This window comes from Streptomyces sp. NBC_01481 (genome assembly GCF_026339995.1).
Taxonomy (GTDB): domain Bacteria; phylum Actinomycetota; class Actinomycetes; order Streptomycetales; family Streptomycetaceae; genus Streptomyces.
Map to the genome: position 1 here is coordinate 235,001 of NZ_JAPEPT010000002.1, position 17,084 is coordinate 252,084.

Annotated in this window: 17 protein-coding genes and 1 rRNA gene (1 of these 18 cut by a window edge); 6 read left to right on the plus strand and 12 right to left on the minus strand. The window is 70.4% G+C overall.

The window, feature by feature from the left end; genetic code table 11:
• A 16S ribosomal RNA gene (locus OOK40_RS11510) occupies window positions 1-123 on the minus strand; it reaches 1,403 nt to the left of the window's first position.
• A gap of 829 nt (window positions 124-952) precedes the next feature.
• Between OOK40_RS11510 and trpS the strand changes: the two genes are divergently transcribed.
• On the plus strand, window positions 953-1,948 hold the full coding sequence (gene trpS, locus OOK40_RS11515; protein ID WP_266479568.1) for a tryptophan--tRNA ligase: 996 nt from the start codon (window positions 953-955) through the stop codon (window positions 1,946-1,948).
• 60 nt (window positions 1,949-2,008) lie between these two features.
• On the opposite strand, the gene proC is transcribed toward trpS, so the two are convergent.
• Both proC and OOK40_RS11525 read right to left on the minus strand, forming a co-directional pair.
• On the minus strand, window positions 2,009-2,818 hold the full coding sequence (proC, locus tag OOK40_RS11520; protein ID WP_266479570.1) for a pyrroline-5-carboxylate reductase: 810 nt from the start codon (window positions 2,816-2,818) through the stop codon (window positions 2,009-2,011).
• An 85-nt stretch (window positions 2,819-2,903) separates the two neighbouring features.
• Entirely contained in the window at window positions 2,904-3,836 is a 933-nt protein-coding gene (locus tag OOK40_RS11525) for a L,D-transpeptidase (protein WP_266479573.1), read from the minus strand.
• A gap of 134 nt (window positions 3,837-3,970) precedes the next feature.
• Here OOK40_RS11525 and OOK40_RS11530 point away from each other — a divergent pair, with 134 nt between their 5' ends.
• Window positions 3,971-4,477 (plus strand): SigE family RNA polymerase sigma factor, encoded by a 507-nt coding sequence (locus OOK40_RS11530; protein WP_266479575.1) that lies wholly within the window; start codon window positions 3,971-3,973, stop codon window positions 4,475-4,477.
• On the plus strand, window positions 4,470-5,087 hold the full coding sequence (locus tag OOK40_RS11535; RefSeq protein WP_266479577.1) for a hypothetical protein: 618 nt from the start codon (window positions 4,470-4,472) through the stop codon (window positions 5,085-5,087). The genes OOK40_RS11530 and OOK40_RS11535 overlap by 8 nt, the downstream gene beginning before the upstream one ends.
• A gap of 244 nt (window positions 5,088-5,331) precedes the next feature.
• On the opposite strand, the gene OOK40_RS11540 is transcribed toward OOK40_RS11535, so the two are convergent.
• Window positions 5,332-6,069, minus strand: coding sequence for an ABC transporter permease (locus OOK40_RS11540; protein ID WP_266479579.1), 738 nt, complete (start codon window positions 6,067-6,069; stop codon window positions 5,332-5,334).
• Window positions 6,066-6,878 carry an ABC transporter ATP-binding protein gene (locus tag OOK40_RS11545; RefSeq protein ID WP_266479582.1) on the minus strand — a complete coding sequence of 271 codons (813 nt, stop codon included), beginning with the start codon at window positions 6,876-6,878 and terminating at the stop codon, window positions 6,066-6,068. The genes OOK40_RS11540 and OOK40_RS11545 overlap by 4 nt, the downstream gene beginning before the upstream one ends.
• A gap of 103 nt (window positions 6,879-6,981) precedes the next feature.
• On the opposite strand from OOK40_RS11545, the gene OOK40_RS11550 reads away from it, so the two are divergent.
• Window positions 6,982-7,449 carry a hypothetical protein gene (locus OOK40_RS11550; RefSeq protein ID WP_266479584.1) on the plus strand — a complete coding sequence of 156 codons (468 nt, stop codon included), beginning with the start codon at window positions 6,982-6,984 and terminating at the stop codon, window positions 7,447-7,449.
• A gap of 36 nt (window positions 7,450-7,485) precedes the next feature.
• Here the strand turns inward: OOK40_RS11550 and OOK40_RS11555 are convergent, their stop codons facing one another.
• Genes OOK40_RS11555 through OOK40_RS11565 form a run of 3 tightly spaced genes read right to left on the minus strand, consistent with a single transcriptional unit; the run spans window position 7,486 to window position 9,124 of the window.
• Window positions 7,486-8,256, minus strand: a complete 771-nt coding sequence (locus OOK40_RS11555) for a class I SAM-dependent methyltransferase (RefSeq protein ID WP_266479586.1) — start codon at window positions 8,254-8,256, stop codon at window positions 7,486-7,488.
• 25 nt (window positions 8,257-8,281) lie between these two features.
• Window positions 8,282-8,803 (minus strand): hypothetical protein, encoded by a 522-nt coding sequence (locus tag OOK40_RS11560; RefSeq protein WP_266479589.1) that lies wholly within the window; start codon window positions 8,801-8,803, stop codon window positions 8,282-8,284.
• A gap of 21 nt (window positions 8,804-8,824) precedes the next feature.
• Window positions 8,825-9,124 (minus strand): peptidase, encoded by a 300-nt coding sequence (locus OOK40_RS11565; RefSeq protein WP_266479595.1) that lies wholly within the window; start codon window positions 9,122-9,124, stop codon window positions 8,825-8,827.
• 157 nt (window positions 9,125-9,281) lie between these two features.
• On the opposite strand from OOK40_RS11565, the gene OOK40_RS11570 reads away from it, so the two are divergent.
• Window positions 9,282-11,423: a PQQ-binding-like beta-propeller repeat protein gene (locus tag OOK40_RS11570; RefSeq protein WP_266479598.1), complete on the plus strand. Its 2,142-nt coding sequence runs from the start codon at window positions 9,282-9,284 to the stop codon at window positions 11,421-11,423.
• 281 nt (window positions 11,424-11,704) lie between these two features.
• Here OOK40_RS11570 and ilvD read toward each other — a convergent pair whose 3' ends face one another.
• The 4 genes from ilvD to OOK40_RS11590 all read right to left on the minus strand — a co-directional run bounded on the left by ilvD (window position 11,705) and on the right by OOK40_RS11590 (window position 16,132).
• The gene (gene ilvD / locus OOK40_RS11575) at window positions 11,705-13,555 is read right to left on the minus strand and encodes a dihydroxy-acid dehydratase (RefSeq protein WP_266479601.1); all 1,851 of its coding nucleotides are present in this window, start codon (window positions 13,553-13,555) and stop codon (window positions 11,705-11,707) included.
• Between the two features lie 179 nt (window positions 13,556-13,734).
• Complete coding sequence (locus OOK40_RS11580; protein ID WP_266479604.1) at window positions 13,735-14,349, minus strand: TetR family transcriptional regulator; 615 nt, start codon at window positions 14,347-14,349, stop codon at window positions 13,735-13,737.
• Complete coding sequence (locus tag OOK40_RS11585; RefSeq protein WP_266479607.1) at window positions 14,346-15,176, minus strand: sugar phosphate isomerase/epimerase; 831 nt, start codon at window positions 15,174-15,176, stop codon at window positions 14,346-14,348. The genes OOK40_RS11580 and OOK40_RS11585 overlap by 4 nt, the downstream gene beginning before the upstream one ends.
• 23 nt (window positions 15,177-15,199) lie before the next feature.
• Entirely contained in the window at window positions 15,200-16,132 is a 933-nt protein-coding gene (locus OOK40_RS11590) for a Ppx/GppA phosphatase family protein (protein WP_266479610.1), read from the minus strand.
• Window positions 16,133-16,172: 40 nt separating this feature from the next.
• Here OOK40_RS11590 and OOK40_RS11595 point away from each other — a divergent pair, with 40 nt between their 5' ends.
• On the plus strand, window positions 16,173-17,024 hold the full coding sequence (locus OOK40_RS11595) for a hypothetical protein (RefSeq protein WP_266479612.1): 852 nt from the start codon (window positions 16,173-16,175) through the stop codon (window positions 17,022-17,024).
• Window positions 17,025-17,084 lie beyond the last annotated feature (60 nt).

A 17,084-nucleotide genomic window follows, 5' to 3' on the forward strand; every position in this document is an offset into this window, starting at 1 on the left:
GATTGCCCACGTGTTACTCACCCGTTCGCCACTAATCCACCCCGAAGGGCTTCATCGTTCGACTTGCATGTGTTAAGCACGCCGCCAGCGTTCGTCCTGAGCCAGGATCAAACTCTCCATGAATGTTTACCCGTAATCGGGTCGAACACCACAAGAGCGGGACAACCGGTCGGAATAAGACCAGTCATCCACAGCGTCCTCGCTGTGTTATTTGCCTGCCCGCCACATGGGCCGACAGGACTTTCAAAGGAACCTCAACCCACCGAAATGGGCCGGGGTTGTCAATCTGGCGTTGACTTTTGGCACGCTGTTGAGTTCTCAAGGAACGGACGCTTCCTTCGTACTCACCCTCGCGGGCTTTCCTCCGGGCGCTTCCCTTCGGTCTTGCGTTTCCGACTCTATCAGACGCTTTCGTGTCCGATTCCCCGTCGGCGGGGCTCGCTTTCCGGCCTTTCGGCTTTCCGGCGATTCCGACTCTATCAGATCCTTTCGGGCCTGATTCCCGGTCGAACTCGGGTTGTCATTCCGGCCGTTCAGCCGTTCCGACGAGTGAGACTTTAGCGGAATCCTTGCCCCCGACGCTAATCGGGGTTGCGTCCGTTCGAACGCCGATTCCTCATTTCGCAAAAGCGCACGGAAAGCCGGGCGACGGAGAGTCGCTTGCTGTAGTGGATCTTGCGGAATAGTTGTCCCGGGACCGGCCGAAGTCGGCTCTCACGCCGGACAACTCGGAGAACAGTACGGATGTGGGAATCCGCTGTCAACCTGGTGCCTGCCAGCGTACTCTCGTTCGCATGACTATGCGTACGTGCCTCCTTCAGTGGTGGGCCGCCTGACGGCGGCCGGCACCTGCGCATGTACTCAACGGCCGCCGCTTCGGCGGCCGTTCGTGTTTCTCCCTCCGGGAGTCCGGCCGCTGGTGGCGGCGGCTCCGACAGAGACGGAGAGCGTGATGACGCGGATCTTCAGCGGGATCAAGCCCACGGGGCATCTGACGCTGGGCAACTACCTCGGGGCGCTGCGCCGGTGGGTCGACGTCGATCAGCACCAGGCGGACGCGCTGTTCAGCGTGGTCGATCTGCATGCGCTGACCGTGGAGCACGATCCCGCGCGGGTGCGCAGACTCAGTCGGCAGGCTGCCACGCTGATGCTGGCGGCCGGGTTGGATCCGGAGCTGTGCACCGTATTCGTACAGAGTCATGTGGACGAGCACGCACGGCTGTCGTATCTGCTGGAGTGCACGGCAATGGACGGCGAGCTGCGGCGCATGATCCAGTACAGGGAGAAGGCCGCGCAGGCGCAGGCGGCCGGGCAGAGTGTGCGGCTGTCGCTGCTGACGTATCCGGTGCTGATGGCGGCGGACATCCTGGCCTATGGGACCGATGAGGTCCCTGTGGGGGACGACCAGACCCAGCATGTGGAGCTGACCCGGGATCTGGCGGTGCGGTTCAACCAGCGGTACGGGCACACGTTCACCGTGCCGAAGGCGACGCATCCGCCCGTGGCCGCGCGGGTCATGGATCTGCAGGACCCGACGTCGAAGATGGGGAAGTCGCACGAGGCCGGGGCGGGGATCGTCTATCTGCTCGACGAGGCCGACGTCGTCCGCAAGAAGATCATGCGTGCGGTGACGGACAGCGGACGCGAGGTCGAGTACGACCGAGCGGCCAGGCCCGGCGTCGCGAATCTGCTCGAGGTGCTGGCGGCCTGTGAGGGTGGGGACCCCATCGAGCTGGCCGGTTCATATGAGTCGTACGGCGCCTTGAAGAAGGACACGGCCGAGGCGGTGGTGGAGCTGCTCCGCCCGGTCAGGGAGCGGCATGCCGCGCTGGCGGCGGATCCGGGACATGTCGACGACGTACTGAGGAAGGGAGCAGAGCGGGCCAGGGTGATGGCCAGGCCGAGGGTGGACGCGGCCTATCGGGCGATCGGGCTGCTGCCCGCTTAGCGGGGTAGCGGGGGGGCGGTTCGCCCCCACCGCCGCGGCACCACGGCGGTGGGCCGACTCTCAGCCGTTGCCGGAGGCGAGCTCGCGGCTGCGGTCGCGGGCCGCTTCGAGGGCCGCGATGAGGGCGGCCCGTACACCGTGGTTCTCGAGTTCACGGATCGCGCTGATGGTGGTGCCGGCGGGAGAAGTGACGGCTTCGCGGAGCTTGACGGGATGTTCGCCGCTGTCGCGGAGCATGACGGCGGCGCCGATGGCGGCCTGGACGATCAGGTCGTGCGCCTGGGCGCGCGGGAGGCCGAGGAGGATGCCGGCGTCGGTCATGGCTTCGACGAGGAAGTAGAAGTACGCCGGACCCGAGCCGGACAGGGCGGTGGCCGCGTCCTGCTGGGACTCGGGGACGCGGAGGGTCTTGCCGACGCCGCCGAAGATCTCCTCGGCGTGGGCGAGGTGGTCGGCGGTGGCATGGCTGCCGGCCGAGATGACGGACATGCCCTCGTCGACGAGTACGGGGGTGTTGGGCATGACGCGGACGACGGGGGTGCCCGCGGTCAGGCGCTCCTCGATGAAGGAGGTGGGGATACCGGCCGCGGCGCTGATGACGAGACGGTCCGCGGCGATGTGCGGGCTGAGTTCGTCGAGGAGCTTGCCCATGTCCTGGGGCTTGACGGTCAGGATCAGGGTGTCGGCTCGTTTGGCGGCCTCGGCGTTGGTGACGGGCTCGACGCCGTAGCGGGTACGGAGCTCGTCGGCCCGGTCGGCCCGGCGGGTGGTGGCCAACAGGTCGGCGGGGCGCCAGCCGGCGCGGATCATGCCGCTGAGGAGCGCCTCGCCGATCTTGCCCGTACCGAGAACTGCGACTGTCTGGGTCATGGCTCTGTTCACCTCGCCGGTGGGGATACGTGCGGCCATCCTCGCACCGGGGGCGTGACGGTGCCGTGACGTCCGAGGGGCGGGATCACAGGGCGCTGCGGGAGCGCCATGCGGACCAGGAGAGGTTCCAGTCGCCGTAGCCGTTGCCCGCGGCGAGGGTGTCCTTGGAGTTGGTCACGCGGATGACGTCGCCCGGGATGATCTGCTCGTAGAAGCGGCGGGCGGTGCCGTCTGATGCGAGGCCGATGCAGCCGTGGGTGATGTTGCTGCGGCCCGCGAAGGTGTTGGCCCGGTCGTTCTCGTGGAGGTAGGTGCCGGAGGTCGTGAGGTGGACGGCGTAGCCGTACCAGCCCTGGTAGGAGTCGGCGATGTCGACGGTGCGGGAGTCCATATAGACGCGGCGCTGCTTGTCCGAGACGACCATCGTGCCGTTCCACGTGTCGTAGCCGGGAGCGCCCGCGGTGATCGGGACGGTCCGGGTGGCCTCGCCGTCCTGGGCCACGGTCATCTTGTGGCTGCGGACGTCGACCGTCGCGACGAGCGAACGGGCGATGGTGAAGGAGCGGGCGAGGGCCGGGGCCGTGAGGCCGATCTTGGTGCCCGGCTTCCAGTAGGTCTCGGGGCGGAAGTCGACGCGCTGGCCGTCGTGGAGGTTGCGGTCCTTGATCCAGGCCCAGGAGCCGGTGACTGCGGGGGTGGCGGTGACCTTCAGCCGACGCTCCACGTCGGCGCGCTCCGGCTCGGGTATCGGGCGCTTGAAGGTGACCGAGACCGGCATGCCGACGCCGCCCCGCTCGCCATCGGTGACGTTGACGGAGGCGTCGGACAGGTGGGCGAGGGTGGCGGCCGTCGGCGGGGTGGCCGTGAGCCGGGATGCTCCGGGGGACGTGGTTGAACTGTTGTCGGCCGGTCGCGCCGATGCCGCCGCGGCATCCGGTGCGACGCTCGCTCGCGAGCAGCCGGTGAGCGACAGTGCGCAGATCAGGCCGAGTACGGCGGCGCCGATGTGTCCTCGCATGGTTCCTCCCCCTGGGTCAGCTGATGGTCAGCTGTGCGTTCGGCTTCTGTACGCGTGGGGAGAGGGGGAGGTTGCAGGCGTGGCGCGGAAAGTTCCGAGGGAACCGCGGGGGCGCGTCGGCTGTCCTACCGCTCGTGACCGAGGAGGAATTCGACACCTTCTACGCGGCCTCTTTCCCCCGCCTGGTGGGGCAGTTGTATGCGTTGACGGGGGATCACGGCGAGGCTCAGGACGTGGTCCAGGAGGCGTTCGTACGAGCCTGGGACCGTCGTGTCTCCTTCCTGGCCGAGGCGGCTCCGGAGGCGTGGATCCGTACGGTCGCGATGCGGCTCGCGGTGAGCCGCTGGCGGCGGGCGAGGCGGTGGGTTGAGCTGGTGCGGCACCATCCGCCGGCGGACCGTACGCCGGGTCCTGGGCCGGAGCACACGGTGCTGGTGGAGGCGTTGCGGCAGCTGCCGGAAGCGCAGCGGCAGGCGGTGGTGCTCCACCACCTCTGCGACCTGAGCATCGAGCAGATCGTCGCGGAGACGGGGTCCCCCGCCGGTACGGTCAAGGCGCGACTGTCTCGTGGGCGGGCCGCGCTCGCGAAGTTGTTGTCTCCCGGGGAGTCCGCCGACGAGAGGGAGGGAAGCCATGTCTGAGCAGGAGCGGGACGAGCTCGGCTCCGCGTTGCGGGTGCTGGCCGCGGATGCACAGGCGCCGCCGTCGCTGTCGGGCGGGCAGATCCGGCGTCGCGGTGAGGCGCGGGGCAGGCGTCGGCGGGCGGTGGGGACGGCGGCTGTGGCCGTTGCGCTGGTGGCAGGCGTCGCGCTCGGGGTTCCACAGGTGATGGGTGCGGGCGAGGCCTCCCAGCCGCCTGCCGCGTCGACGCCGAGCCCTTCGTTGCCGAAACCGCCGCCCCTGTCGGCGGCCAGCCTGGACACCCAGAACAAGGTGCTGACCGTCACCGGGCGCGATGGCCGGTCGCGCTCGATCGACGTCTGGATGAAGGAAGGCACTGCCCTGATCCGGCTCACCGTCGCCGACAAGTACCCCAAGGACGCGTTGCCCGACGACCTGTTCCCGGCGGGCAAGTACGTGTACGGCGCCCAGTGGGTGGTGAAACTGACCAGGACGGGCGGTTCTCCCGTCTACATCGCGCAGGCGTCCAAGAACACGAGGTCTTCCTCGAACGTGATCGCAGTGGGCTCTGCCGACGCGAAGTGGGTCTACGACCAGCTCGACGTCGGGGACGTGATCGTCCCGAACTAGGGCCTGTCGTTTGGATCAGGCCGGATCAGTGAGCGGCCCGCCGCGGAGCGGCTGATGTCACTGTGGTGCGTGCGATCGCAGGCCGGAGGACGGGGGTCCCCCCGCCGAAGGCAGGGGGAGAGCCGACGCGGAGCGTCGGCGACTGACGCAACGCGGCATGGGGGCACCTCCCGTGCCCGAAGGGCTACGGGGGAGTGCGTGCCGGGGCACGCGAACCCGGCAAGATCCGAACGACAGGCCCTAGCTAGGCCGTGCGGCGGCGCAGGGTCGCCGCGCCCAGGGTCAGGACGAGGATCGCGCAGGCCGCGACGATCAGGACGTCGCGGGTGAAGTCGCCCGTGGCGTCCGGGTGGCGCAGGACCTGGTTCATCGCGTCGACGGCGTACGACATGGGCAGGACGTTCGAGATCCCCTCCAGGACGGGCTGCATCTTCTCCCGCTCGATGAACAGACCGCAGAGCAGCAGCTGCGGGAAGATCACGGCCGGCATGAACTGGACCGCCTGGAACTCGGAGGCGGCGAAGGCAGAGACGAAGAGGCCGAGTGCCGTGCCGAGCAGGGCGTCGAGGAGTGCGACGAGGAGCAGCAGCCAGGGCGAGCCGATGACGTCCAGGCCCAGTGCCCACAGCGCGAGGCCGGTGGCGAGGAGGGACTGGACGACGGCGACGAGTCCGAAGGCCAGGGCGTAGCCGCCGATCAGATCGCCCTTGCCCAGCGGCATGGCGAGGAGGCGTTCCAGGGTGCCGGAGGTGCGTTCGCGCAGGGTGGCGATGGAGGCCACCAGGAACATCGTGATCAGCGGGAAGATGCCGAGCAGCGAGGCGCCGATGGAGTCGAAGGTCCGCTCGCTGCCGTCGAAGACGTACCGCAGCAGGAAGAGCATCAGACACGGAACGAAGACCATCAGCGCGATGGAGCGCGGGTCGTGGCGCAGCTGGCGCAGGACCCGGGCGGCGGTGGCGAGGGTGCGTGAGGTGCTCATCGGGCGTTCTCCTCAATGGCCTGGGTCTTCGGCATCCGGGGGGCGCGGTCGTCGGCCCGGCGGGCGTTGGCTTCGTCGACCAGGTGGAGGAAGGCGGCCTCCACGGTCTCCGAGCGGGTGCGCAGGCGCAGGTCGTCGGGGCTGTCCTCGGCGAGGATCTCGCCTTCGCGCATGAGCAGCAGGCGGTGGCAGCGCTCGGCCTCGTCCATGACGTGCGAGGAGACGAGGATCGCCGCGCCGCGCTCTTCGGCGAGGCGGTGGAAGAGGTTCCACAGGTCGCGGCGCAGGACGGGGTCGAGGCCGACGGTGGGTTCGTCGAGGACGAGCAGTTCGGGTGCGCCGAGCAGGGCGACGGCGAGGGAGACGCGGGTGCGCTGGCCGCCGGAGAGCCTGCCTGCGAGGGAGTCGGCGTGCGAGGTGAGATCGACGTCGGCGATGGCGCGGGCGACGTGTTCGCGGCGGGCGTCGCGACGGCGGCGGCCGGGTTCCAGTACGGCGGCGAAGTAGTCGAGGTTCTGGCGGACCGTCAGGTCGTCGTAGACGGAGGGGTCCTGGGTGACATAGCCGATCCGGGAGCGGAGGGAGGCGTCGCCGGCGGGCTTGCCAAGGATCTCGAGGGTGCCGGTGACCTTGGCCTGCGTGCCGACGACGGCTCGCATCAGGGTCGATTTTCCGCAGCCGGACGGGCCGAGGAGGCCGGTGATACGGCCGGGCGGGACGGTGAAGTCGATGCCGCGCAGGACGGTGCGGTCTCCTCGTACGACGGTGAGGCCGCGGGCCAGAACGGCCAAGCCAGAAGAATTCATCATGCGATGAATAATGCGCCCGAGGCTGGACCGCGTCAAGAGATGGGGGGTGCGTCAGGGGCATCCCCCATGGCGCTCCCGGGGAAAGGGGGCGGACCGTGGACATATGAGCCACAACAGTGAGATCTCGAAGGCCGAGCGGCGGCGTCTCGCCATCGCGTCGGCGACGCTCGGGCCGTGGCGCGCGGCGGCGGCGGTCGGCGGGCTGGGCGGCGGGGTTGCCCTCGCGTTCGGCGCGATCGACGACGGAATCGGACTGGGGATGCTGGCCGGGGCGTTGTCGGTCGCGCTGATGCTGTTCTTCATGGTCGGCGGGGCGGGGGCGGTGCTGGGCGGTGGCCCGTCGGCCGCCGGGGCGGCCGATACCGACCGCCGGATACGCCGCTGGGCGGCGGCCCACCCGTGGCGGGTCGCGGCGGTGCCGGGGGCGCTGATGGTGGCGGCGGACGTGGTGGTGCGGCAGGTGCTGACGTCACAGGGGTTCTTCGGCAGCCTGTGGGAGGGGCTGTGGCGGGGGGCGCTGGTGGTCGGTGTGGTGGGGGTGGTGGGGCGGGTGTCGCGGGGCCGGCGGTGAGGCGGGCGTGGGGGAGTCGGCATACGCGCGCGGGATTTACCGGGTGGACGATCCCGACGCGCGGACAGTGACACTGAGCTCGACCGCGTACGCCTCCTCGACGACGCCGTCCGGGAAGACCTTCAGCAGTTCGACGCGCTCCCGGGCGAGGAAGGAGGCGGTGGCCTGCGCACCCAGCACCAGGAAAAGGGAGTGGCTGCCGAGGTTGTCGAGATGGGTGTCGAGGGAGACCCGCCGGGTCCAGTGGACCCGCCGCTCCGTGCGCTCCAGCCCGTCCGGCAGGCGCCGCGCCGGGCCGACGGCTCCATGGGCGCCGTCCTTCAACTCGCCGCGGAGCCGTTCGTCCTGCGCGGCTATCCACGGGACGTCGCTGTCCGAGACGTTCCACCACAGTGCCAGCGCACCGCCCGGCCGCAGCACCCTCAGCGCCTCCGGGAAGGCACGTTGCGGGTCGGTCCAGTGCCAGGACTGGGCGTACGCGACGAGGTCGGCGCAGCCGTCGGCCAGCGGCAGCGCGTCGCCGAGACCCAGCACGAGCGGTATGTCCGGCAGGGCGCTGCGCAGTTGGGCCGCCATGCCGGGGCCCGGCTCCACCGCGGTGACGCGGGCGCCGCGCTCCCGCATCAGCCGGGTCGCGATGCCCGTACCCGCGCCGACGTCGATGACCCGGGAACCCTTGAGGGGACGGCCGGTCAGATCCTCGACGGCGTCGAAGAGGGCGGGCGGGTAGCCGGGGCGGGCCGCGTCGTACTGAGCTGCCGCAGCGTCGAAGGAGAGCCCGCGCTGCGCGTGATCCCTATTCGTCATGCGCTCCATCCTCACCGCGACACGGCTATTTACGCTTGGACTTGGCGCCCTTCGGCCTGCGCGCGGCCGGGTTGCCCGCGCGGGCACCGCGGCGCTTCTCGTACTGGCTGCGAGCCGTCTCGTACTCCTCGCGGTGCAGCTTCTCGCCCGGCGCCTCGCCCAGCGAGCGGAAGAAGTACGCGAGGAGTACGCCGACGAAGCCGATCGCCTTGAGGCTGCGCAGCGAGTCCTCGCCGACGGAGCCGGTGGGGCGGCGGGCGAAGCCCTCCCAGGTCTTGCGGAAGGCGACGGCACTGCAGACCGCGAACATGACGACGACCAGCATGTTGACGAAGCCGCCGATGTCGGCGACCGCCAGCCCCTGGTAGGCGAAGCGCAGGACGAGGCAGCCCGCGAGCGCTGCGACGAGCGAACCGGCGGCGACGGCGGCACGGCGCGGCCCGTAGCCCCCGTCGTGACCCACCCAGGTCGTGCCGAAGAAACGGATGGGCTCGGGCTGCGGGCCGTCACCGGCGCCGCCAGTGGTGTTCTGGATCTGCTCGCTCACGGGGCGATTATCCCCGTACCGTCACGAGCAGCGGATGGTCACATAGCCGTCGCTGCCCGTGTTCACATACGCGTCGGAGACGAACTCCCCGTTCGCGATGTTGTCCCACAGGTTGGACGTGCCGTACGGGCCGCTGATCCACTCCCCCGGCTTCTGGCAGTTGATCGGCACCCGCGACCCGACCGGCAGCACCCTGATGAGCCGGTAGTTGGTGCCGGGACCGCTGCGGACGTTCAGCGCGACGCCCGGCGCGACCGGGTAGCGCTTGACCGTGGTCTCCGCGAAGCTCTCCGACTCGCTCCGCACTTCTTCGACAGCCATGAAACTCTCCCCCGTCAATGTGGCTTGGGCCCATGTGGCTTGATCTGTACGGTTCGCCCGTACGCCGCGCAGGCTAGCAAGCCACACCGGCATCGGACGCATCATCGACTAGGCTCCGTGCGTCGCGCGTGTGCACGAACATCACGGGGGTGGGGAAATGCCACCGCTGCGCAGCACCGGTCAGTTCCCGGAAGCGGAGCATCCGGAATATGCCGGGCAGTACCGGCTTGAGGCATGCCTCGGCAACGGCGGTATGGGGGTCGTCCATCTGGCCACCTCTGCCTCGGGGTTGCGCCTCGCCGTCAAGGTCATCCATGCCGAGCATGCGACGGACCCGGAGTTCAGAGCCCGGTTCCGGCAGGAGGTCGCCGCCGCCCGGAAGGTCAGCGGCGCGTTCACCGCGCCTGTGGTCGATGCCGACCCGGAGGCCGAACGGCCCTGGATGGCCACGCTGTTCATCGAGGGCCCGACACTCGCCGAGCGGGTGAAGCGGAACGGGCCGCTGGGCGCACAGGAGTTGCGCAAGGCGGGCGCGGGCCTGGCCGAGGCGCTGCGCGACATCCATCGCGCCGGCGTGGTGCACCGCGATCTCAAGCCGAGCAACGTACTTCTCGCGCCCGACGGTCCCAAAGTCATCGACTTCGGCATCTCCCGTCCCGCGGACAGCGATCTGCGTACGGAGACGGGCAAGCTGATCGGTACGCCGCCGTTCATGGCGCCCGAGCAGTTCCAGCGCCCGCGCGAGGTCGGGCCGGCCGCCGATGTGTTCGCCATGGGCGCGGTGCTGGTGCACGCGGCGACCGGGCGCGGGCCCTTCGACTCGGACAGCCCGTACATCGTGGCGTACCAAGTGGTGCACAACGAGCCGGACTTGGCGGGGGTGCCCGCGGACCTCGTGCCGCTGTTCCGGCGCTGTCTGGCGAAGGACCCGGACGAGCGGCCGACGCCGTACGAGCTGATGGTCGCGCTTCGCAGCTCGTCACCCTCGTCCTCGTACGACACGCAGGCCTACATACCGGTGCAGCGGACGCCGGACCCCCGCGAGAACGTGCCCCCGGGCCTCGCCGCCGGGGCCCGGCCACGGCGGCGGCTGGGCCGGAAGGTGAAGTGGGCGGCCGCGGGGGTGGCGGTGGCGGTGCTGGTCACGGCGGGGGTCGTGGTCGCCGCGACGGTGGTGAACGGCGAGAGCCCCGGGTCTCCTCCCTCCGCGCCGCGCGCCGAACAGGGCTTCCACGGCTGGAGTGTGCCGCTGCGCGGCGGGAACGCCGAGAACAGGACACCGGTCTGCGCGACCGCGGACGGCGGGCTGTACTGCGCGGCGCCCGGGATCAAGGCAGCCCGGCTGGACCCCGACGACGGCACGATCCTCTGGTCGCAGAAGGCCGCCGACAGTGCGGCCCAGACCGACGAGGGCATGACGCCCGTGCTCTCCGGAGGTCTGCTTCAGGTGGTCGCGCCCGGCGGGAACCGGCTTGAGGCACTCGACCCCGCATCCGGCACGGTGCGCTGGGACCTCGACATCTCCCCGTACTCCTCCGTCCGGTACAGCGGCGACGTGGTGCTGCTGGTGACCGACAGCGGGCGGGTGCGGGCGGTCGACGCCGCGACAGGCAAGGAACGCTGGACCGGGCAGCGCGGCGGACGCGGCACCCAGTGGGTCTCGTCCCCGGGCGGCGACGGGCCCGCGCTGAGCGCGACGCCCGCACCGGACGGTACGACGACGCTGGTGAGCGCGGTCGATCCGGGCAGTGGAAAGCTGCTGTGGGAGAAGCAGGTCAAGGGGGCGCTGAGCCCCGTGCGGTTCGTTGGCGGGTCGCTGTATCTGCTCGCCGCGAACGCCGACGGCTTCACGGACGCGGTGGTACGCATCGACACCGCGGGCGGCAAGCGTGCTGTCCGCCGGATCGTGCTGTCCGCGCCGCTCGACCAGGCGCAGGCGACGGTGGCGGGGGCGGGGGACGTCGTCTACCTGAGCGGGTCGGGCGGGTCGCTGATCGCTCTCGACACGAGCGGGAGGAAAAGCGCGCAGCTGTGGCGTCTTGAGACCCAGGTCACGCATCTCTCGCGCCCGGCGGCGGACGGGCGCGCGGTGTATGTGACGGCGGGGGACGGGCGGCTGCTGGCGGTGGACGCGGTGCGGGGCGTGCTGACCGGTCAGTCGAAACCGCGTATGGACGACGGGCGTTACACCTTCGCGTCGGCGCTGCCGGCGCCGGTGGCGGGGGGCGGGAGGGTGTACGGGATGGCGCCGGACGGGTCGGTGTTCGCGCTGGACGGGCGGGGCGCGGCGGGGTGGTGAGGGGCGCGGTGCGGGTTGCGGTGCGGGCGCGGTGCGCCTGCGGCGGGCTTGTTCCCCGACCCGCCCTCCCCCTACGGCCTGGCGGCCGTGGGAGGTACCCCCATCCCGAACTGGGGGCAAGCCCCCAGACCCCCGTATGCGACCTCCGGCCACATGTCCTCAAACGCCGGACGGGCTGACATGTGCGGCCCAGCCGCACATGTCAGCCCCGTGGGGGTCCCCCCGGACGAAGTCTGGGGGAGTTTGAGGCGCGGGGGTCCGGGGGCGGAGCCCCCGGTTGGTCAGCCCAGCCGGGACACGTCCCGGACCGCTCCCTTGTCCGCGCTCGTCGCCATCGCCGCGTACGCCCGCAGCGCCGCCGAGACCTTCCGTTCGCGGTTCTTCGGCGCGTAGACGCCACCAAGCGCCTCACGACGGGCCGCCAAGTCGTCCTCCGACACGAGGAGTTCGATCGAGCGGTTCGGGATGTCGATACGGATGCGGTCGCCGTCCTCCACCAGGGCGATGACGCCGCCCGACGCCGCCTCCGGTGAGGCGTGGCCGATCGAGAGGCCCGACGTGCCGCCGGAGAAGCGGCCGTCCGTCACGAGCGCGCAGGCCTTGCCGAGGCCGCGGCCCTTCAGGAAGGACGTGGGGTAGAGCATCTCCTGCATACCGGGGCCGCCCCTGGGGCCCTCGTAACGGATGACGACGACGTCGCCCTCCTTGATCTCCTTGCGGAGGATCTTGTCGACGGCCTCGTCCTGCGACTCGCAGACGACGGCCGGGCCCTCGAAGGTCCAGATCGACTCGTCGACACCGGCGGTCTTCACGACACAGCCGTCGACCGCGAGATTGCCCTTCAGGACGGCGAGGCCGCCGTCCTTGGAGTACGCGTGCGCCGCGTCGCGGATGCAGCCGCCCGCCGCGTCGGTGTCCAGCGTCTCCCAGCGTTCCGACTGCGAGAACGCCGTGGCCGAGCGGACGCAGCCGGGCGCCGCGTGCCACATTTCGACGGCCTCGTCCGACGGCGAGCCACCGCGCACATCCCACTCCTCCAGCCACTCCTTGATGCCGGGCGAGTGGACGGTGTGCACGTCCTCGTCGAGCAGTCCTGCCCGGTAGAGCTCGCCGAGGATCGCGGGGATGCCGCCCGCGCGGTGCACGTCCTCCATGTAGTACGTGCCGCCGGGGGCGACGTTCGGCGCGACCTTGGCCAGGCAGGGCACCCGGCGCGAGACCGCGTCGATGTCCTTGAGGTCGTAGTCGAGCCCGGCCTCCTGGGCGGCGGCGAGCAGGTGCAGGATCGTGTTGGTCGAGCCGCCCATGGCGATGTCGAGGGCCATGGCGTTGTCGAAGGCCGCGCGGGTGGCGATATTGCGCGGCAGGACCGACTCGTCGTCCTGCTCGTAGTAGCGCTTGGTGATCTCGACGACCGTGCGGGCGGCGTTCTCGTACAGCGCCTTGCGGGCGGTGTGGGTGGCGAGGACGGAGCCGTTGCCCGGCAGGGAGAGGCCGATGGCCTCGGTCAGGCAGTTCATGGAGTTGGCGGTGAACATGCCGGAACAGGAGCCGCAGGTCGGGCAGGCGTTCTCCTCGATACGCAGCACGTCCTCGTCCGAGACGTTCTCGTTGACCGCGTCGACGATGGCGTTGATCAGGTCGAGCTTGCGGACCGTACCGTCGACGAGGGTGGCCTGACCGGCTTCCATGGGGCCGCCGGAGACGAAGACGACCGGGATGTTGAGGCGCAGGGCGGCCATCAGCATGCCCGGGGTGATCTTGTCGCAGTTGGAGATGCAGATCAGCGCGTCCGCGCAGTGCGCCTCGACCATGTACTCGACGGAGTCGGCGATCAGGTCGCGGGAAGGCAGGCTGTAGAGCATGCCCGCGTGGCCCATGGCGATGCCGTCGTCGACCGCGATCGTGTTGAACTCACGGGGCACGGCGCCCGCGGCCAGGATCGCGTCGGAGACGATCCGGCCGACCGGGGCGAGGTGGGTGTGCCCGGGGACGAACTCCGTGAAGGAGTTGGCGACCGCGATGATCGGCTTGCCGATGTCCGAGCTCGCTACGCCCGAGGCCCGCATAAGGGCGCGGGCGCCCGCCATGTTCCGGCCGTGGGTGACAGTGCGGGACCGCAGCTCGGGCATCGTCGCTCGCTCCTTCGGACGGATCCTTCAGGCAGATCCTTCAGACAGATAGGACTGCAATCGAGCGTACGCCGAGGCTCCAAGATCTGGACACTCTGTCCGCTATACGGGACGCGCGGCTCACGCTTCGGTCGCTCACGCTGCGACCGCTCACGCCTCGGCCGTCACTCTTCGACCGCTCACGCTTCGGTCAGATACCGCTGGAGCGTGGGAGCCACCATCTGCACGATCTCCTCGGGATCCACCGAGGCCAGCGGCTCCACCTTGATCACGTAGCGCAGGATCGCGATGCCGATCATGTGCGAGGCCGCGAGCTCCGCGCGGAACTTCGGATCCGGTACGTCGAGCTCCCCCGCGATCCGCTCCAGCAGCCGGCGCAGCACAAAGCCGCGCAGCACCGTGGCCGCCGCCTCGTGCGTGAGCGCGGAGCGGACGATGGCCAGCAGCGGGCCCCGGGTCGCCGGGTTCTCCCACACCCCGATGAAGTAGCGGGCGAGCCGCTCGCCGATCCCCTCGTTGCCCTGGCCCAGGATCGCCGGGACGACCAGGGCCGGCTCGAAGGAGACCTCGATGGCGGCCGCGAAGACCTCGTCCTTGGTACCGAAGTAGTGGTGCACGAGGGCCGGGTCGACGCCCGCGGCCCTGGCGATGCCGCGGACGGTCGTCTTGTCGTAGCCGCGTTCGGCGAATTCCGTACGGGCCGCCTCAAGGATCCGGTCCCGGGCGCCGGGCCCCTCGTCGGTCTTGGAACGGGCCGGGCGGCCGCGCCGCCGCGGAGCCGCCGCATTGGTCATGAGCCGCGCACTCCCGAGGAGGCGGCCGACGCGAGGTGCAGCCGGGTGAAGGCGAGCGCCTCGGCGAGGTCGGCTTCGCGTTCGGCTGCCGACATCGCGCGCCTGGTGTTGACCTCGATGACGACATGGCCGTCGAAGCCGGACCGGGCGAGCCGTTCGAGTAGCTCGGCGCAGGGCTGATTGCCGCGCCCGGGCACCAGGTGCTCGTCCTTCGACGATCCCTTGCCGTCGGCGAGATGCACATGACCGAGCCGGTCGCCCATCCGGTCGACCATGGCCATGGTGTCGGCGCGGGAGGTCGCGGTGTGTGAGAGGTCGATCGTGAAGTGCCGGTAGTCCTCTTTGGTGACGTCCCAGTCGGGGGCGTACGCGAGCATCTCGCGGTCCCGGTAGCGCCAGGGGTACATGTTCTCGACAGCGAAGCGGACGTCCGTCTCGTGCGCCATGCGCCAGATCCCGCTGACGAAGTCACGGGCGTACTGCCGCTGCCAGCGGAACGGCGGGTGCACGACGACCGTCGACGCGCCCAGCTTCTCGGCCGCCGCCTGCGCCCGCTGGAGCTTCACCCAGGGGTCGGTGGACCAGACCCGCTGGGTGATCAGCAGACACGGCGCGTGGACGGCGTGGATCGGGACCTGGTGGTAGTCGGACAGGCGGCGCAGGGCCTCGATGTCCTGGCTGACCGGATCGGTCCAGACCATGACCTCTACGCCGTCGTACCCGAGGCGTGCGGCGATCTCGAAGGCCGTCGCCGTGGACTCCGGATAGACGGAAGCCGTCGACAGGACAACCTTCGCATCCGGGATGCGCACCACTGGTTCTGCCACGGGAGACAGCGTACGGGCCAACACTAGGAAGCCGGGAGGTGGTCGAGACGCCGCAGGATGACGCCCTCGCGCAGCGCCCAGGGACAGATCTCCAGGACAGGTACGCCGAACAGCTCCATAGCACCCTCCGCGACCAGGGCTCCTGCGAGCAGCTGGCGGGCGCGGCCCTCGGAGACACCGGGGAGCGTGCTGCGCTGCTCGACCGTCATGGTGGCGAGTTTCGGCACCCACTCCCGCAGCGATTTGAGACTGAGCTCACGCTGCACGTACAGCCCCTCGGTGGAGCGCGCGGCGCCCGCGATACGGGCCAGCTGCCGGAAGGTCTTGGACGTCGCCACGACGTGGTCCGGCTTGCCCAGCCGGGTGAACTCTCCGACCGTACGGGCGATTTCGGTCCGTGCCTGGCGGCGCAGCGCCCTCACGTGCTCGGGGTCGGGCGGGTCGCCCGGCAGCATCCCGGCCGTCAGCCGGCCCGCACCCAGCGGCAGCGACACGGCCTTGTCCGGCTCCTCGTCGATCCCGTATGCGATCTCCAGCGAGCCGCCGCCGATGTCCAGGACCAGCAGTCTTCCGGCGGACCAGCCGAACCAGCGGCGGGCCGCGAGGAAGGTGAGGCGGGCCTCCTCCTCGCCGGTCAGCACCTGCAGATCCACACCGGTCTCGGCCTTGGCCCGGGCGAGCACCGCGTCGGCGTTGGTGGCCTCGCGCACCGCGGATGTGGCGAACGGCAGCACCTGCTCGCAGCCCTGGTCCTCGGCGGCCTGCACCGCCCTGGCGATCGTCTCGATCAGCCGGTCGATTCCGGCGGGGCCGATCGCCCCGTCGTCGTCGAGAAGTTCGGCGAGCCGCAGCTCCGCCTTGTAGGAGTGGGCGGGCAGGGGGCGGGCGCCGGGGTGCGCGTCCACCACCAGCAGGTGCACTGTGTTCGAACCGACGTCGAGGACTCCGAGTCTCATGGACCGAACGCTACTGCGGTCGCGGACATACTCTTGGCCTGTGCCAAAGACGAAAAAGGCGAAGCCGGGCAAAGCCAAGCCCCCGAAGCAGAGCAAGCGCGACCGGGACGGCGTGCAGAACGCTGTACCGGGCGCCGTGCCGGACGAGAAGGGCCTGGACTTCGCCCGCGCGTGGGTCGAATTCCCGGACCCCGCCGACGACGAACAGGTCTTCCGCTGCGATCTGACCTGGCTGACCTCGCGCTGGAGCTGCATCTTCGGCAGCGGCTGCCAGGGCATCCAGGCGGGCCGCGCGGACGACGGGTGCTGCACGCTGGGAGCGCACTTCTCCGACAAGGACGACGAGAAGCGGGTCGCGGAGAATGTCGCCCGGCTCACCCCCGAGCTGTGGCAGTTCCACGACGTGGGCGCGGTAACCGGCTGGGTCCAGCTCGACGAGGACGGCGAACGCCAGACGCGGCGCTGGGAGGGCTCCTGCATCTTCCAGAACCGTCCCGGGTTCGCGGGCGGGGTGGGCTGCTCGCTGCACATTCTGGCGCTGCGGGAGGGCAAGGAGCCGCTGGAGACCAAGCCGGACGTGTGCTGGCAGCTGCCGGTGCGGCGGACGTACGACTGGATCGAGCGGCCCGACGACACGAAGGTGCTGCAGGTCTCGATCGGCGAGTACGACCGCCGGGGCTGGGGCCCGGGCGGCCACGACCTGCACTGGTGGTGCACGTCGGCGACGTCGGCGCACGGGTCGGGGGAGCCGGTGTACGTGACGTACCGGCCGGAGCTGACGGAGCTGATGGGCAAGGCGGCGTACGAGGTACTGGCGGAGCTGTGCGAGGCGCGGCTGTCGTCCCAGCTTCCCCTGGTGGCGCCGCATCCGGCGGACCCGAAGAGGGACTGAGCGGCGGGGGGCCGCGGGTGGTGCAGGTGGCCGCTGCGCGGGGCCTTTTCCCCACCCCGC

Coding starts and splice junctions, on each gene's coding strand:
- ilvD (WP_266479601.1), bottom strand. CDS start 13,555: ATGCCCGAGCTGCGGTCCCGCACTGTCACCCACGGCCGGAACATGGCG.
- OOK40_RS11570 (WP_266479598.1), top strand. CDS start 9,282: ATGCCACCGCTGCGCAGCACCGGTCAGTTCCCGGAAGCGGAGCATCCG.
- trpS (WP_266479568.1), top strand. CDS start 953: ATGACGCGGATCTTCAGCGGGATCAAGCCCACGGGGCATCTGACGCTG.
- OOK40_RS11540 (WP_266479579.1), bottom strand. CDS start 6,069: ATGAGCACCTCACGCACCCTCGCCACCGCCGCCCGGGTCCTGCGCCAG.
- OOK40_RS11545 (WP_266479582.1), bottom strand. CDS start 6,878: ATGATGAATTCTTCTGGCTTGGCCGTTCTGGCCCGCGGCCTCACCGTC.
- OOK40_RS11565 (WP_266479595.1), bottom strand. CDS start 9,124: ATGGCTGTCGAAGAAGTGCGGAGCGAGTCGGAGAGCTTCGCGGAGACC.
- OOK40_RS11535 (WP_266479577.1), top strand. CDS start 4,470: ATGTCTGAGCAGGAGCGGGACGAGCTCGGCTCCGCGTTGCGGGTGCTG.
- OOK40_RS11590 (WP_266479610.1), bottom strand. CDS start 16,132: ATGAGACTCGGAGTCCTCGACGTCGGTTCGAACACAGTGCACCTGCTG.
- OOK40_RS11555 (WP_266479586.1), bottom strand. CDS start 8,256: ATGACGAATAGGGATCACGCGCAGCGCGGGCTCTCCTTCGACGCTGCG.
- proC (WP_266479570.1), bottom strand. CDS start 2,818: ATGACCCAGACAGTCGCAGTTCTCGGTACGGGCAAGATCGGCGAGGCG.
- OOK40_RS11580 (WP_266479604.1), bottom strand. CDS start 14,349: ATGACCAATGCGGCGGCTCCGCGGCGGCGCGGCCGCCCGGCCCGTTCC.
- OOK40_RS11550 (WP_266479584.1), top strand. CDS start 6,982: ATGAGCCACAACAGTGAGATCTCGAAGGCCGAGCGGCGGCGTCTCGCC.
- OOK40_RS11525 (WP_266479573.1), bottom strand. CDS start 3,836: ATGCGAGGACACATCGGCGCCGCCGTACTCGGCCTGATCTGCGCACTG.